Annotated in this window: 15 protein-coding genes; 13 read left to right on the top strand and 2 right to left on the bottom strand. The window is 40.3% G+C overall.

All coding sequences use genetic code 11. The annotated features are described in order from the left end of the window. Positions 1 to 112 precede the first annotated feature (112 nt). From BIV16_RS07695 to BIV16_RS07635, 13 genes are all read left to right on the top strand, one after another. Positions 113 to 1,351, top strand: coding sequence for a galactokinase family protein (locus BIV16_RS07695; protein WP_330546261.1), 1,239 nt, complete (start codon positions 113 to 115; stop codon positions 1,349 to 1,351). 388 nt (positions 1,352 to 1,739) lie between these two features. After that, on the top strand, positions 1,740 to 2,024 hold the full coding sequence (gene groES / locus BIV16_RS07690; protein WP_075678402.1) for a co-chaperone GroES: 285 nt from the start codon (positions 1,740 to 1,742) through the stop codon (positions 2,022 to 2,024). A gap of 185 nt (positions 2,025 to 2,209) precedes the next feature. Then, complete coding sequence (groL, locus tag BIV16_RS07685) at positions 2,210 to 3,832, top strand: chaperonin GroEL (RefSeq protein WP_075678403.1); 1,623 nt, start codon at positions 2,210 to 2,212, stop codon at positions 3,830 to 3,832. A gap of 230 nt (positions 3,833 to 4,062) precedes the next feature. Continuing rightward, positions 4,063 to 5,538: a methyl-accepting chemotaxis protein gene (locus BIV16_RS07680; protein ID WP_075678404.1), complete on the top strand. Its 1,476-nt coding sequence runs from the start codon at positions 4,063 to 4,065 to the stop codon at positions 5,536 to 5,538. 23 nt (positions 5,539 to 5,561) lie between these two features. After that, positions 5,562 to 6,092, top strand: coding sequence for an NUDIX domain-containing protein (locus BIV16_RS07675; RefSeq protein ID WP_075678405.1), 531 nt, complete (start codon positions 5,562 to 5,564; stop codon positions 6,090 to 6,092). Positions 6,093 to 6,130: 38 nt separating this feature from the next. Beyond that, complete coding sequence (locus tag BIV16_RS07670) at positions 6,131 to 6,601, top strand: methylglyoxal synthase (RefSeq protein ID WP_075678406.1); 471 nt, start codon at positions 6,131 to 6,133, stop codon at positions 6,599 to 6,601. A 14-nt stretch (positions 6,602 to 6,615) separates the two neighbouring features. Further along, a complete protein-coding gene (locus tag BIV16_RS07665) occupies positions 6,616 to 7,491 on the top strand; it encodes a DegV family protein (protein ID WP_075678407.1) in 876 nt (291 codons plus the stop codon). Between the two features lie 4 nt (positions 7,492 to 7,495). Continuing rightward, positions 7,496 to 8,395 carry a LysR family transcriptional regulator gene (locus BIV16_RS07660; protein WP_075678408.1) on the top strand — a complete coding sequence of 300 codons (900 nt, stop codon included), beginning with the start codon at positions 7,496 to 7,498 and terminating at the stop codon, positions 8,393 to 8,395. Positions 8,396 to 8,672: 277 nt separating this feature from the next. Then, the gene (locus tag BIV16_RS07655) at positions 8,673 to 9,938 is read left to right on the top strand and encodes an adenylosuccinate synthase (protein ID WP_330546260.1); all 1,266 of its coding nucleotides are present in this window, start codon (positions 8,673 to 8,675) and stop codon (positions 9,936 to 9,938) included. Positions 9,939 to 9,950: 12 nt separating this feature from the next. Further along, positions 9,951 to 10,556, top strand: a complete 606-nt coding sequence (locus BIV16_RS07650) for an HAD family hydrolase (RefSeq protein WP_075678410.1) — start codon at positions 9,951 to 9,953, stop codon at positions 10,554 to 10,556. 170 nt (positions 10,557 to 10,726) lie between these two features. Beyond that, entirely contained in the window at positions 10,727 to 11,683 is a 957-nt protein-coding gene (locus tag BIV16_RS07645) for an ABC transporter ATP-binding protein (protein ID WP_075678411.1), read from the top strand. Next, entirely contained in the window at positions 11,677 to 13,800 is a 2,124-nt protein-coding gene (locus tag BIV16_RS07640) for an ABC transporter permease (protein WP_075678412.1), read from the top strand. The genes BIV16_RS07645 and BIV16_RS07640 overlap by 7 nt, the downstream gene beginning before the upstream one ends. After that, entirely contained in the window at positions 13,800 to 14,420 is a 621-nt protein-coding gene (locus tag BIV16_RS07635) for a DUF4340 domain-containing protein (RefSeq protein ID WP_075678413.1), read from the top strand. The genes BIV16_RS07640 and BIV16_RS07635 overlap by 1 nt, the downstream gene beginning before the upstream one ends. Before the next feature lie 51 nt (positions 14,421 to 14,471). On the opposite strand, the gene BIV16_RS07630 is transcribed toward BIV16_RS07635, so the two are convergent. Next, positions 14,472 to 14,702: a hypothetical protein gene (locus BIV16_RS07630; RefSeq protein ID WP_075678414.1), complete on the bottom strand. Its 231-nt coding sequence runs from the start codon at positions 14,700 to 14,702 to the stop codon at positions 14,472 to 14,474. A gap of 62 nt (positions 14,703 to 14,764) precedes the next feature. Next, positions 14,765 to 16,198, bottom strand: coding sequence for a hypothetical protein (locus BIV16_RS07625; protein ID WP_075678415.1), 1,434 nt, complete (start codon positions 16,196 to 16,198; stop codon positions 14,765 to 14,767). Positions 16,199 to 16,453: the final 255 nt, after the last annotated feature.

Genomic DNA, 16,453 nt, shown 5'->3' with positions numbered 1-16,453 from the left:
GTTGCAAGGGAAGAAGATGCTAGTTCCCTTGCGAGTGAATATTTTATTTAGAAGCAATCCTACAAGGGAGGATGGACCTTGTACATATAAGATTGAAGAAGGGAAGGTATTTATGATGAGATTACCACAGGACGAACAGTTAGTAAAAATTTATGGGGAAAGCGCAAAAAGCAAGCAGCGCTTTGAAAATCTTGCAAAACATTTCACAGAGATTTACCAAAAAGAGGAGATGGAATTTTTCTCTGCGCCTGGTAGAACAGAGATGATTGGAAATCACACAGACCATAACGGAGGATGGGTCATCGCTTCTAGTATCGACCTTGATACCATCGGTGCGGCATGCCCGAACGGAAGTGATGTGATTCGAATCACAAGTGAAGGATACGACCAGAAAATCGTAGTGGATCTTACCAAGATTGATGAGATTGAAAAAGTACAGGGAACCACATCTTTGGTTGCAGGTATGATGGAAGGCTTGAAAAACATGGGATACCAGGTCGGCGGGTTTGATGCTTATGTAACTACAACTGTAATTCCAGCAGCAGGAGTCAGCTCCTCCGCATCATTTGAGATGTTAGTCTGCACCATGACAAACTACTTCTTTAACGACAACAAGATGAGTGTTTCTGATTATGCAAAAGCCGGAAAATATGCTGAGAACGTTTTCTGGAACAAAGCATCCGGTATGATGGATCAGATGGCATGTGCCGTTGGTGGTCCTGTTTTATTCGATTTTTCCAAGGGAAATGAGCCGGAGTACAAAGCAGTTGAATTTTCTTTTGCAAAAGCAGGTTACCAGCTTGTTATCGTAAATACCGGAAAAGGTCACGCAGACCTTGGAGATGAATATTCTTCAATTCCAAATGAAATGAAAGAAGCTGCGAAGGTATTAGGCGTTTCTTTATTATGTGAGACATCCTTAGAGGAACTTTTGGCACATTGCAACGAAATCGAAAACGACCGTGCATTCCTTCGTGCGGTGCATTTCTTCGAGGAGAACAGACGTGTCAAAGAAGCAGCAGATGCAATGAAGGCAGACGATACCAAGAAGGTGCTGGATTTGATGAAACAGTCCGGAACTTCTTCCTGGGAACTGTTACAGAACTGTTATTCCCTTCAGGATTGCAAAGAGCAGAAGATTACACGTACCCTTGCCTTGACAGAATTGTTCTTAAATAGACTTGGCGATGGCATGTGCCGTGTACATGGTGGTGGATTCGCAGGTGTTATCATGTGCATCGTGCCGGAAAAAGAGACACAGCATTATGCAGATTACATTGCAGAATATGTTGGAAAAGAAAATGTATATCCGATGAACTTAAGAGCAACCGGAGCAGTACATATTTCATAATAAAAAGCAGATTGAAATACCCCACAAGAAAAAGGAGCCAGATTTGGCTCCTTTTTCTGTGGTTTCAATGAATTGGATTCGGGTGTCAAAAGGTTGCTTACAGTTTTCTTACTGGCAAATTTGTGAGCAACCTTTTGACACCCGAATCTTAATTGTAAAAAAAGTATAAAATCAGGGAAAACAATGGAAAATAAGAAAACAAGAGAAAACGAGAGGAAAACAAAGATAATAACATCATATATGAAAATATATAGAAATATATCAAGTTGCGAATTGGGGTGTAAAAAACTATTATATGACTATCGGTTAGCACTCAAACGAAATGAGTGCTAATAACCAAAGAAAGTAATCTGAATAGAATAAAGATAATGGAACAGGAGGAATTAAAATGAAGTTAGTACCATTAAGTGACAGAGTCGTTTTAAAACAGTGTGAAGCAGAGGAGACAACAAAATCCGGAATTATCTTAACAAGCAGCGCACAGGAAAAACCACAGGAAGCAGAAGTTATTGCAGTTGGTCCTGGCGGAATGGTAGATGGAAAAGAAGTGACTATGCAGGTAAAAGCAGGTCAGAAAGTGATTTATTCGAAATATGCCGGAACAGAAGTAAAATTAGATGGTGAAGAATATATCATCGTAAGGCAGAACGATATTTTAGCAGTCGTTGAATAGAACGAACCTAGCGAGGAAAGTTCACAATTGGATGCTTGCATACAAAATTGTGAATTTGACGAGCAGACGAACACGAGCATTTTTAATGCGAGTGGGCGCTTGGAATGATAAATGCAGCTGCATATAACATTCCAAGGATGAGTGCATGAGTGAAAATAAAAAAATATAGAAAGAGGTAATGAATTATGGCAAAGGAAATTAAATACGGAACAGAAGCCAGAGCAGCATTAGGAGCTGGTGTTGATAAATTAGCAAATACAGTCAGAGTTACAATCGGACCAAAAGGAAGAAACGTTGTTTTAGATAAATCTTACGGTGCTCCACTTATCACAAACGATGGTGTGACAATCGCAAAAGAAATCGAGTTAGAAGATGCTTTCGAGAACATGGGAGCGCAGCTTGTAAAAGAAGTTGCAACAAAGACAAACGATGTTGCAGGTGATGGTACTACAACTGCTACTGTTTTAGCACAGGCAATGATTCAGGAAGGTATGAAGAACCTTGAAGCAGGTGCAAACCCAATCATCCTTCGTCGTGGTATGAAAAAAGCAACAGATGCAGCAGTTGATGCTATCGTAAAAATGTCTGCAAAAGTAAACGGAAAAGATCAGATTGCAAAAGTAGCATCTATCTCTGCAGGTGATGAAAAAGTTGGTAACATGGTTGCAGATGCAATGGAAAAAGTTTCTAACGATGGTGTTATCACAATCGAAGAAAGCAAGACCATGGAGACAGAACTTGACCTTGTAGAAGGTATGCAGTTCGACCGTGGATACCTTTCCGCATACATGTGCACAGATATGGATAAGATGGAAGCTGTTTTGGATGATCCATATATCTTAATCACAGATAAGAAGATCAGTAACATTCAGGAGATTCTTCCATTATTAGAGCAGATTGTACAGTCTGGTGCAAGATTATTAATCATTGCAGAAGATATCGAAGGAGAAGCTTTGACAACCTTAATCGTAAACAAATTACGTGGTACATTCAATGTCGTAGCGGTAAAAGCTCCTGGATATGGCGACAGAAGAAAAGCAATGTTAGAGGATATCGCAATTTTAACAGGTGGTCAGGTTATCAGCTCTGAATTAGGTCTTGAGTTGAAAGACACAACCTTAGAACAGTTAGGACGTGCAAAATCTGTTAAAGTTCAGAAAGAGAACACCGTTATCGTAGACGGTGCCGGAGATAAAGCAGCAATTGCGGCAAGAGTAAACCAGATTCGTGGTCAGATTGAAGAGACAACAAGCGAATTTGATAAAGAAAAATTACAGGAGAGACTTGCAAAATTAGCAGGTGGTGTTGCCGTTATCCGTGTTGGTGCTGCAACTGAGACAGAGATGAAGGAAGCGAAACTTCGTATGGAGGATGCTCTGAATGCAACAAGAGCTGCAGTCGAAGAAGGAATTATCGCAGGTGGCGGATCTGCTTACATTCATGCAACAAAAGAAGTTGCAAAATTAGCTGACACCTTAGAGGGTGACGAGAAGACAGGTGCTAAGGTTATCTTAAAAGCACTCGAAGCTCCATTGTACTACATCTCTGCAAACGCAGGATTAGAGGGTGCCGTTATCATCAACAAAGTAAAAGAATCTGAGCCAGGTATGGGCTTCAACGCAGCTACCGAAGAATATGTCAACATGGTAGACGCAGGTATCCTTGATCCGGTTAAGGTTACAAGAAGCGCATTACAGAATGCAACATCGGTAGCATCTACTTTACTTACAACAGAATCTGTTGTTGCAAACATCAAAGAAGATGCGCCTGCAATGCCAGCAGGAAATCCAGGAATGGGAATGATGTAATCTAAGTATAGATAACATGAAAAATAAAAATCGGAGTGCAGCGAAAGCTTGTCACTCCGATTTTTGTGTCTATATGATAAATAAGGTTGAATGCATTATAGAAGAATTTTGAAAAAAGAAGTAGAATCATGCAATGAAAAAAGAAGTAGAATCATGCAATATTATTGAAAAATAATGAGAATAGTAGTATACTGAAATATCATATATAGTACGAAAGGACGGAGTATAGCATGAATTTACAAATAAAACAAAACCAGGAAAAAAACAGGGTTGCTTATGTATTAGGATTAATTATACTGTCTGTATTAGAAATTATTAATATCATGTCGATTTTATCGAATATTGGAAACAAAGGTTCTTTGATTATGAGGACAGTAATTGAATTTCTTATAATAGGAGGACTTGCGGCCGGTTATGTAAGATATAAGTACGAGAGTGCTTTCCCTAAGATCTGCGGGTCCTGCCTGATGTTAACGTATGCAATTGTAATTTTTTCATCAGCCAATACCGCAATGCAGGCATTGGCTTATCCGATTATTTTAGTGTCGGTTTTATTCACGGATCGTTTGTTTGCTAAAATCACAATGATACTGGCATCAGTACTTAGTATCATTTATAGTGTAAAGATTACGTTTACAGTGCATGAAGCTAAAAATCTTGTAGTGACACAGACCATTTTTATTATTGTTGCCGGTATTGTGTCCTGTATTATAGTAAATATGCATAAGAAACATACAGATGAGAATATCCAGGAAGTGAAAAACCAGATGGATGCCGGCGCAAAGGTGGCAGCTGAGGTTATGGGGTTGTCCGAGAAACTGGCAGAAAAATTTGATGTTGCAAGTGAGAATGCTTCTGTTTTGACAGAGAGTATGGAGAACAGCCATAATTCCGTGAAGGAGATTGCTGCGAGCGTCAGAGTGACAGCGGAAGCAATTGAACAGCAGACGAAGATGACAAGTGTCATTCAGACAAGCCTAGAGAACATGGAAAAAGAAACCGTCTCCATGAAAGATGCGTCTAGGGTTTCCAAAGATGCCATTGTAGAGGGAGCAGGTATTGTAGAAGAACTTAAGACGACAGCAACAGAGACGTCACGCATTAATTTAGAAACCAGATCGACAACAGAAGAACTAGATAACCGTATCAAAGAGGTTGAGGTTATTATCGGAACCATTAAAAGTATTTCAGACCAGACAAACCTCTTAGCACTGAATGCTTCCATTGAGGCAGCACGTGCAGGAGAAGCAGGAAAAGGTTTTGCGGTCGTAGCAGATGAGATTCGGAAATTGGCAGAGGAGACACAGGAGTCAGCAGGAAAGATTACAGAAATTATCGAGAAACTGACAACAGATGTAGAAGAAGCTTCCGAAAGTATGCAAAAGGCAGCAGAATCTTCTGACCAGCAGAATGAGATGGTAGGTTCCACCGGTGAAAAATTTGATTTAATTGAAGAAAAAGTAGAAGAATTACATAAGGCAATGACAGGTCTTACAGATGAAGTGGATGGTATCCTAGCATCCAATACCCAGATTACAGACAGTATTACAAACTTATCTGCATCCAGCGAGGAGGTATCTGCATCTGCAGATGAGAGCCTTACCATATTTGAGACATGTATGAATGCATTAAAAGAATTAAATGGAACCTTAGATGAGATTCATGAAATTTCAGGACAGATGAAAGCACTTGTTTCACAAAAATAAAACCTTGCAAGGCTGGTGGATACATGAGAGTGTTGAAAGTTTTTGATGCAGGCAATTATGCAGGATTAACAGAAGTAATTGAGAAGAATGTCGTACGCGGAGTCATTTTTAGAGATGGAAAAATGGCAATGCAATGCAGCGGAGACGGAGAATACAAGATTCCGGGAGGCGGTGTGGAGCCAGACGAAGATTACATCGTCGCATTGGAAAGAGAAGTGCAAGAGGAAACCGGCCTGCTGATAATACCGGAAAGCTGCAGGGAACTTGGAATGACAATCGAAAAAAGACGTGATATCTTTGACAAAACCAAGATTTTTGTCCGAAAAACCTTCTTTTATCTGTGTGAGGTAAAACCGGAAATGGTTCCGCTTCATATGACACAGAGCGAAATTGCAAAGGGCTTTCACTCGGTGTGGGAGACGCCGGAGAAGATTTATATGACCAATAAAAGTATGCCAAGGGAAAGCTGGGATGAGCGCGATACGGAGTTTGTACGGATGCTTTTGCAGCAAGAAGTTTTAGTGGAAGAAACAAAAAAGGTATGGTATAATTGAAACACGTATTAGTTTGGCAGAAGAGAAGGAGAGACCAGATGAGCGATAATTATATCACATTAAAAATTGGAAAACAGAAGAATATAGCTCTCATTGCACACGATGGGAAAAAGGCAGAGATGATTGCATGGTGTGAAGAGAATAAAGAGATATTAAAGAATCATTTTTTGTGTGGAACAGGCACAACAGCAAGAATGATTACAGATAAGACAGGTCTTCCGGTCAGAGGATATAACAGTGGTCCTTTGGGGGGCGACCAGCAGATTGGTGCAAAAATTGTGGAGGGAAGAATTGACCTTATTGTGTTCTTCTCAGACCCTCTAACCGCACAGCCACATGATCCGGACGTAAAGGCGCTGCTTCGAATTGCTCAGGTATATGATATTCCAATCGCAAACAACCGTGCAACGGCTGACTTTATCATTAAGTCGGAACTTATGAGCCAGGAATATGAGCATGAAGTAATTAATTTTCAGAAGAATATAAAAGAACGTTCAGAAACATTATAGGAGGAGCAGATTTCATGAGTAAGGTAGCAATTGTTTCTGATAGCAATAGCGGTATCACACAGACACAGGCAGAAGAGTTGGGCGTAAAAATTTTACCGATGCCATTCTTTTTGAACGGAGAGACATTATACGAAGATATCAATCTGACACAGGATCAGTTCTATGAAAAACTTACAGATGGTGTTGAGATTTCAACATCAATGCCATTGGTTGGAAACGTTACCGATATGTGGGACGAGATTTTAAAAGAATATGACGAGATTGTTTATATTCCAATGTCATCTGGATTAAGCAGTTCCTGTGAGACGGCATATATGTTGTCTCAGGATTACGATGGAAAAGTTCAGGTTGTCAACAACCAAAGAATTTCTGTCACACAAAGACAGTCCGTTTTGGATGCGAAGAATCTTGCAGAGACTGGAAAGAGTGCGGCAGAGATTAAAGAGATTCTGGAGAGAGAAAAGTTCGAATCTTCTATCTATATTATGGTGGATACGTTGTACTACCTGAAAAAGGGTGGACGAATCACACCGGCAGCAGCAGCACTTGGAACTTTGTTGAAGTTAAAACCGGTTTTACAGATTCAGGGAGAAAAACTGGATGCATTTGCAAAGGCAAGAACAGTGAAACAGGCAAAGAGCATTATGATTGAGGCAATGAAAAATGACTTTGCAAACCGTTTCCATGATCCGGAAGGAAAGAATCTGTATTTAGAGATGGCATATACACACAATCTTGAAGATGCAGAGAATTTCAAGAAGGAAGTGCAGGACGCATTTCCGGGAATGGAGATTACAATGAATCCATTGTCCTTAAGTATTTCCTGTCATATCGGACCGGGCGCACTGGCAATTGCATGTTCCAAAAAAATTCCAGAGTTAGCAGAATAAGACAATGGACATCAATTTAGAATACTATAAGATTTTCTATTATGTAGCAAAAGAAAAAAGCATCACCCTTGCAGCCGAGGAGTTAGCCATCACGCAGCCTGCAGTCAGTCAGGCGGTGAAGCACTTAGAAAGTGATTTGGGCTGCTCCCTGTTTGTCCGGACTTCGAAGGGAGTCCGGCTGACAAAGGAAGGGGAGATGCTGTTTTCTTATGTGCAGCGAGGATACGAGACGATTCAATCCGGTGAAAAGAAGCTGACAGAGATGTTGAATCTGGATGCCGGTGAAATCTGTATCGGTGCAAGCGATATGACATTGCAGTTCTATCTTTTGGACTATCTGGAACGCTTTCATGAGAAATATCCAAAGATAAAGGTGACGGTGACGAATGCACCGACGCCTGAGACCATCAAGCATCTAAATGACGGCAAAATTGATTTCGGAATTGTAAGTACACCGTTATCGGTAAAGAACCATTTGAAAATGGTACCGGTACGGACGATTTCGGATGTGTTTGTTGGCGGAAAGAGTTTTGAATATCTAAAGGGAAAGGAACTTTCTTATCGGGTATTAGAAGAACTTCCGGTCATGTGCCTTGAGGGAAACACTTCGACAAGGAATTATGTAGAAGAATTCTTAAAGACGCAGGGTGTATGTGTCAACCCGGAGTTTGAGCTTGCCACAAGTGGAATGTTGATTCAGTTTGCAAGAAGAAATCTTGGAATTGCAAGTGTTGTAGAAGATTTTGCAAAAGAAGGGATTGCAAACGGAGAACTTTTTAAACTTCAGTTTGAACAGGAATTACCGCCCCGCCAGTTTTGCATTGTGACCAATGAAAGCATCCCATTATCTGCGGCCGCATCCAGGTTGCTGCAGTTTTTACAACAGGATTTGCAGGAAGCGTAGCAGACTGGTAAGAAGGACTAATAGGAAATGAGGCAGAGATCTTTGATAAGAGACATAAAGGGAAATTATGTCATATATAAAGAATATTAATTTTACTTATGCAATACTTTCGTGTATAATCAATAAGTAAAAACAGGGAAAGAAAAGACAGGTTTTTACACCTGTCTTTTTTGGGCTTTATCAGAAAATAGGATGTTTTGATAAAGCAGTGTATGGGAGAAGCAGAACAAAATCTCCGATACAGAATAATCATAGTGAGAACCAGGAGGAAAAAAGAATGGTTACAGCAGTAGTAGGCGCTAACTGGGGCGACGAAGGAAAAGGTAAAATCACAGATATGCTCGCAAACGAGGCAGATATTGTTATTCGTTTTCAGGGAGGAGCAAATGCAGGACACACTATCGTAAACAATTATGGTAAATTTGCATTACACACATTACCATCCGGCGTTTTCCACAGCCATATTATGAATATTATTGGAAACGGTGTTGCGTTAGATATTCCAAAGGTAATCAATGAGATTAAATCCATCACAGACCGTAATGTGCCTGCACCAAACATCATGATTTCAGATAGAGCACAGATGGTAATGCCATATCATGTTCTTTTTGATCAGTATGAGGAAGAACGTCTTGGAAAGAATTCATTTGGTTCTACCAAGTCCGGTATTGCACCATTTTATTCAGACAAATATGCAAAAATCGGTTTCCAGGTAAGTGAGTTATTCGATGAAGAGTTATTACAGGAAAAGGTAAAACGTACCTGTGAGACAAAGAACATTATGCTGGAGCATATGTATCACAAACCATTGTTAAAAGAAGAGGAACTGTTAGCAACTTTACATGAGTACAGAGACATGGTTGCGCCTTATGTGGGAGATGTCTCCTTATACTTAGATAAAGCGCTCAAAGAAGGAAAGAGAATTTTATTAGAGGGTCAGCTTGGTACGTTAAAAGATCCAGACCACGGAATCTACCCAATGGTAACATCATCTTCTACACTTGCTGCTTATGGCGCAATCGGAGCAGGAATCCCACCATACGAGATTAAGAAGATTGTGACAGTATGTAAAGCTTATTCTTCCGCAGTAGGAGCTGGTGCATTTGTCAGCGAAATCTTCGGAGATGAAGCGGATGAATTAAGACGTCGTGGTGGAGAATTTGGTGCCACAACAGGTCGTCCAAGACGTATGGGATGGTTTGACTGTGTTGCATCTAAATATGGATGCCGTATGCAGGGAACAACCGACGTTGCATTTACAGTATTAGACGTATTAGGATATTTAGATGAGATTCCGGTCTGTGTCGGATATGACATCGATGGAGAAGTCACAACAGATTTCCCTGTTACAGCGAAGTTAGAGAAAGCAAAACCTGTATTCAAAAAATTGCCAGGATGGAAATGCGATATCCGCGGTATCAAGAAATATGAAGAACTTCCAGAAAACTGTAGAAAATATGTTGAGTTCATTGAAGAGCAGATCGGTTATCCAATCACAATGGTATCCAATGGACCAGGAAGAGACGATATTATTTACCGTTAGGCAGGGCAGAAAATGATTCGAAATATTATTTTTGATGTTGGAAAAGTTCTGGTAGAGTTTGATTGGGAAAAGGCATTTCATGAGCTGGGATTTGAAGGAGAGACCTTTGAGCGTGTTGCAGATGCAACAGTGCGTTCTAAAGCCTGGGATGAATTAGACAGAAGCAGTCTTAGCGATAAGGAGCAGCTTTTGGCATTTATCGAAAATGCACCGGAGTATGAGAAAGAAATCAAGCTTCTTTGGGAGAACATTGGACGATGCATCTGGCAGTATGATTATGCGATGGATTTTGTAAAAACATTGAAAAAGAATGGTTATCATACCTATATTTTGTCTAATTATGGAAGATACACAAGAGAGTGCACGTTAGAGGCATTGTCTTTTGAAAAAGAGATGGATGGTGTGGTCTTTTCTTATCAGATTCAGGCAATCAAGCCGGAACCAGAGATTTATCAGGAACTTTTAAACCGTTATCATTTAGAGCCGGACGAATGTGTGTTTTTAGATGACCGTCAGGTGAACTTAGATGAGGCGAACCGGCAGGGAATTCATACGATTTTATTTCAGGGTTATGAACAGGCCTGCGAAAAACTTCGTGCGTTAGGCGTGCAGATTTAACGAATGGTAGGATTGAAGTTAGACAGAACTAACCAAAGTTCACAGTTTTATCACAGAATTCACTACTTTTGAACACATATCATGCGTATGCTAATAAATAGGTAATTGTTAGGCGAGAACAAAAGCCGGCAGTTACCTATTTTTTAATGAGGAAAAAGGAGGAGTTTGCTGTGATTGAAATCAATCATTTGGTAAAAAAATACGGCAGCCATGTTGCAGTCGATGATTTGTCACTGACGGTAGAACCTGGAAAAATTTATGGTTTTTTGGGACCAAACGGTGCTGGAAAATCGACTACGATGAATATCATTACCGGTTATCTGGCTGCTACAAGCGGAGAAGTAAAATTAAATGGGTATGATATTTTAAAACAGCCGGAGAAGGCAAAAAAATGTGTCGGATATCTTCCGGAGCTTCCGCCACTCTACATGGACATGACTGTGCGGGAGTATCTGAATTTCGTCGCAGAGCTGAAAAAAATTGAAAAAAGTCTGCGTTCCCGTTATGTGGATGAGGCGATGGAAATTACAAAGATTTCGGATGTGTCAGGACGAATGATTCGAAATCTTTCCAAAGGATATCGTCAGAGGGTTGGATTTGCACAGGCAGTGCTTGGATATCCGGAAATCATTATCCTGGATGAACCAACGGTCGGTCTTGATCCAAAACAGATTATCGAAATCCGTGATTTGATTAAGGAATTAGGAAAAAAACATACAGTCATTTTAAGTTCCCACATTTTGACTGAAATCAGTGCCGTTTGCGACCATGTATTCATTATTTCAAAAGGAAAGTTAGTGGCAAGTGATTCTACGGAAAACCTTGTAAATCTGATGTCCGGTGCACAGGAAATCGAACTTCTTGTAAAAGGAGATGGTGAACTGCTTGCAAAACAGTTGCAGCAGCTTGGTGAAGTAGAGCATCTTGAGAAAGCTGTTTCCGAGGAAAAAGAGACAAGTAAGTTTGTCCTAACTGCAACAAAAGGTGTTGATTTGCGTGAAAAGGTGTTTGCAGCATGTGTTGAACATGGCGCCGTTATCCTTGAAATGAAGACCGTGACGAAATCGTTAGAGGATGTCTTCTTACAGCTTACATCATCACAGGAAGGAGTACAGGCAGAATGCTAGCAATTTTTAAAAGAGAATTCAAATCTTATTTTCAAACCGTGATTGGCTGGTTGTTTCTTGCAGCAATCCTTGCCCTTTATGGATTATATTTTTTCGCATATAACTTAAGAGGTGGATATCCGTATGTTTCGTATTCCATTTCCTCTTTGGCGATTATTATGCTGATTGCAGTTCCAGTTCTTACAATGCGAAGTCTTGCAGAAGAGCGGAAAAATAAGACGGATCAGCTGACGCTTACCTCACCGGTATCGGTTGGAAAAATTGTATTTGGCAAATATCTTGCCATGGTTGCAGTCTTTTCCATTGCCATGGCAGTGATTGCGCTCACGCCATTATTCTTATCCATCTATGGAACCGTTCCCTTCGGGGAAAGTTATGTAGCGGTTCTTGGATTCTGGCTATATGGCTGTGCCTGCATTGCAATCGGACTTTTCATTTCTTCCATTACAGAAAGTCAGGTAATCGCAGCGGTTCTTTCGTTTGCGGTATTGTTCCTCGGATATATGATGTCAAGCATTACCGGAATGAGTACTGCAACAAACAATATCATCATTAAGATTTTAAACTGTTACGATCTTTACCAGCCGATGAAAAATTTCATGAGCGGAAGCTTAGATCTTACCAGTGTGGTTTATTTCTTAAGTCTGGTTGCACTCTTTTTGTTCCTGACTTGTCAGTCAATTCAAAAGAGACGTTGGAGCCTTAGCTCAAAAAAGCTTTCGATGGGCGTATTCAATGTGGGATTTATCGTGGCAGCGTTTGCAATTACGGTGATTGTAAACCTTGTGGTGAATGAACTTCCAACCACCATTACCTCTATCGATGCGACTTCCACAAAGCTGTATTCACTTACAAAGGATACCAAAGATTATTTAAAAACATTAGACCAGGATATCACGATTTATGTCCTTGCAGAGGAAAAATCGGCAGATGAGACGTTAAATGAGACCCTTCAGCGTTATGAGAGTCTTTCCAAACATGTAAAAGTAGAGTATAAGAGCCCTACCAAGTATCCATCTTTTTACCAGCAGTATACAGAGGATTCTCCGACTTCAAACAGTTTGATTGTCGTAAGTGATGAGAGATCCCGTGTGGTAGATTATCATGATGTATATGAATATTCTTACGATTATTCTAATTACTCCAGCACCATTGATGGTTACGATGCAGAGGGACAGCTTACCAGTGCCATCCAGTATGTCACAATGGCGGAATCCGATTTGCCGGTAATTTATGAGATTCAAGGACACGGAGAGACAGCGCTGTCCGGCAGCTTTACAGAGGCAGTGAAGAAAGCAAATATCACCTTGTCACAGCTTACGCTTTTAAAAGAGGATGCAGTCCCAGAGGATGCGGCAGCAATTATCATCAATGCGCCAACATCTGATTTGTCATCCGACGATGCACAAAAGGTATTAGATTATCTGCAGGCAGGTGGAAAAGCAATTCTTACCTGTAATTTCCAGGCAGAAAACCTAAGCAACTATAATTCGATTTTGAGTGCCTATGGTGTGACACCGGTAGAAGGTGTGGTTATGGATAATGATTCCAGCTATAACTACTCTAATATCCCATATTATCTGCTTCCAAAGATTGCATCTTCGGATTATACGACAAACTCAAGCACGGGCTACATTTTTGCACCATATAGCGTAGGTCTTACCTATGGTGAGGATAACGATAATACAACCTATACCTCTTTGTTAGATACGACAGAAAAATCGTTATCCAAGACAGATTTGGAAAACTTCAAGAGCTATGAATATGAAGATGGGGATGTAGAAGGACCATTCTCCGTAGCACTTGCAGTAGAACAGAAGGTAGATGATGACAATACGACAAAACTGGTTGTCTGCGGTTCCCTCAAATTGTTGTCCGACGAAGCCAATGAAGTGGTATCTGGAAACAATGTGAAATTTTTCACAGATATTACAAACCAGTTGATAGGTGATACAGAGTCGGCAACGAGTGTGATTGCAACCAAGGATTATACACTAAGTAATATTACTGTGGCATCCGCAACAGCATTTGTAGCAGCACTTATGTTTGCAATTGTACTTCCAATTTTCTTAATTGGAATCGGAATTGTCATCTGGGCAGCAAGGAGAAAGAAATAATGCAAAAACAAAGAAAACAGTTTGTGATAACGGTTGTGATTCTTCTTGTGTTGGTTCTTGCTTACATTGGAATTCATATTTATAACCAAAAGCAGGAAGAGAAGAAGGAGAAAGAAGAAAAAGAAAATGAGATTACCGTGACAGAACTTGATACGGATGATATGACCGCCTTTTCCTATCAGGTGAGCGGTGAGACCTTATCCTTCACCAAAGACGGTGATGAATGGGTTTATGACCAGGATACTTCCCTGGATTTAGACGAAGATGTTGTAAATGGAATGATAGAAAAAGCGGCAAGTCTTACCGCAGACGATTCGTTTGATGATTATGACAGTCTGGCTGATTATGGTCTTGACCAGCCGTCGAATACGATTACATTGACAACAAAAGAGAGTACGACAACGCTTTATCTTGGAAATCAGAATGCTATGACAAGCCAGTATTACCTGATGACCGGAGATGGAGAAACAGTCTATGCAGTGGACAATACGCTTTCGACCACTTTCTCAAAGACGGTGGATAGCCTTGTAAAAGAGGAGGACACCCAGACAGAAGAACCGGAAGAAGCGGTGACAGAAGAAACAGAAAGTGTTTCGGATACGGAAGCCAGCGTAGAATAAAGAAAAGAATCAAAAAAGGACTTACCTACAAATGTAGGTAAGTCCTTTTTGTCATTTTTCCGTGGAATCATCCTCGTCTTTTCCATAATGTTTTTTCAATAATTTATAGATGAAAGAATAAGCCCAGATGAGAACCGGAATAATCACGGTCGCATAAACAGAGGCGGACAACATTCTTTCATAGTCAGGACTATCTGAGAGAGCGCACACAAGCGTTGAGATGTAAAGTCCGACTAAAAGGACAATGCCAAGGATGGCAAGAATCTGTTTTATTTTTTTCATTACTGACTCCAATCTTTAAAAATCGTTTATATAATTCCCAGTAGCTAAGAAACAAATCCATTTTAACGGTTATCGAGGGATTGGTCAACCCAGTTCATTGCCTCTAAATACAAATCTGTAAGTGATTCGCCAAGGACAACCTCGTAGTCACCTTGTGCTTTTGCCAGCTCCACCAGGAAATCCATGCCGCGGGTTTCGATAAGATATTCTGCTAGAACTCCTTGCTCCGCATAATCTAAATCGGATAGCGTTATCTGCTCTACCTCACCAGATGCTTCGGAAAGGTTTCTTGAGGAAAAGGATTCCAGGGCATCCTTGCAGGTGCCAAGAGAGGAGGAAAAGGAATCCGTTGTCTCATCCCAGTAACCTTCACTTTGCAAATATTCTTTGCCTAAATATTCGGTCAAGAAGGTTTCCTTCATGCGATTTTCCAATGTGATGCTAGATGGTGCAACAGAAAACCATTCCGCAAAAAGTGCATCGCCAGAGGAAAGAATCTTTTCATCTCCACAAGTCAGAAAGTGGCAGTATTCATGTAAAAGAGAACGTCCTGCCTCCCACCAGCCCAATGGGATGGAAATCTGGGTATTCGAAGAATCAAAAAAAGAGTAAGGACATGCGGTATTGGTAAACTGCGTTAAAATTGTAACTTTGCCCAAATCAGACGGCAGATACTCCTTATAGTATTCTCTCGCATCAGCAAAATCCAGTTCGCTCAATGGCAGAAGAACTTGAAAGTTAGAAACCATGTCAACGTAGCCAAGGGACTGTACGTCAGCATCATCCCAAAGCCAGATGGCATCCGAAGTTTCTAATTGGTAGGTGGTAGAGCGGGTGGCATTGTAATGGAAAAACAATTTGTCAAATTCAGAATAGGAGGAACTGCATCCAATCTCTTTCAGCCATGCGTTTTTTGCATCAACAAGAGCAGAATTTTGTTCTTCTAAGGAGGAACAGAGTTTTTCATATTCTTCGAAAGAATGATTGGCAACATACCAGTTCGAAAAGTCAAGAACAGCTTTTTTGACGGTATTGTTTTCGGTTTTGGAAAAATAGACAGAATCCAACATCGGAAGTGTAAAATCTAAATAATATAGATGGTCGGTATCGTCAAAAAAAGTGGCAAGATTCATAGTGGAAGAGTCATCGGCTTGCAACGCATCCGCAGAAAGCAGATGATGAGTCAGGCAATACTCTGCAAAAAGGCCATATTGTTCTGCAGAGTCTATGGAGCTTGCATGTAATTTCTGCAGAATATTCCAAACATCGTCGTATGAAAGTGGACGGTCGGTAGGGATTTTTGCTTTTTCATATAGGGACTGATTCTGGTCAGGCTCGAATCCCAGATAGATTGTGAAATCTTTTTCAACGGATGGAAAGAAATCATTCGAATATGAGATGACATCTGAAAGTGTGTAAATATAATCATCAGCCACTTTTTCATCGAAAGAAGCAGCCGGAAAGGCGTATCGAATCTGATTGTATACTGTATACACACATGGTTCTTTTGCAATTCCAACTAAAAGATCCTGATTTTCCCAGGTCAGATTCGGTGGAACTGTCGGCTTTGCAAAAACAGAAAATATAAGAATGAGTAAAAAAAGAAATAGAATGCCGGTTTGTGATAGTTTTTTTATGATAGTCTCCTTAGGTAAGCAAATTTTATCTGTACGAAAAACGTTACGTTATATTATACAGAATAGCAGCAAAAAAGTAAAAAAATATTTTGAAAAAGTGTGTCACTTTTGGTA

Source organism: Roseburia sp. 831b (assembly GCF_001940165.2).
Classification (GTDB): domain Bacteria; phylum Bacillota; class Clostridia; order Lachnospirales; family Lachnospiraceae; genus Roseburia.
The sequence above is the reverse complement of the archived record's forward strand: the minus strand, read 5'-3'. Positions and strand labels throughout refer to the sequence as shown.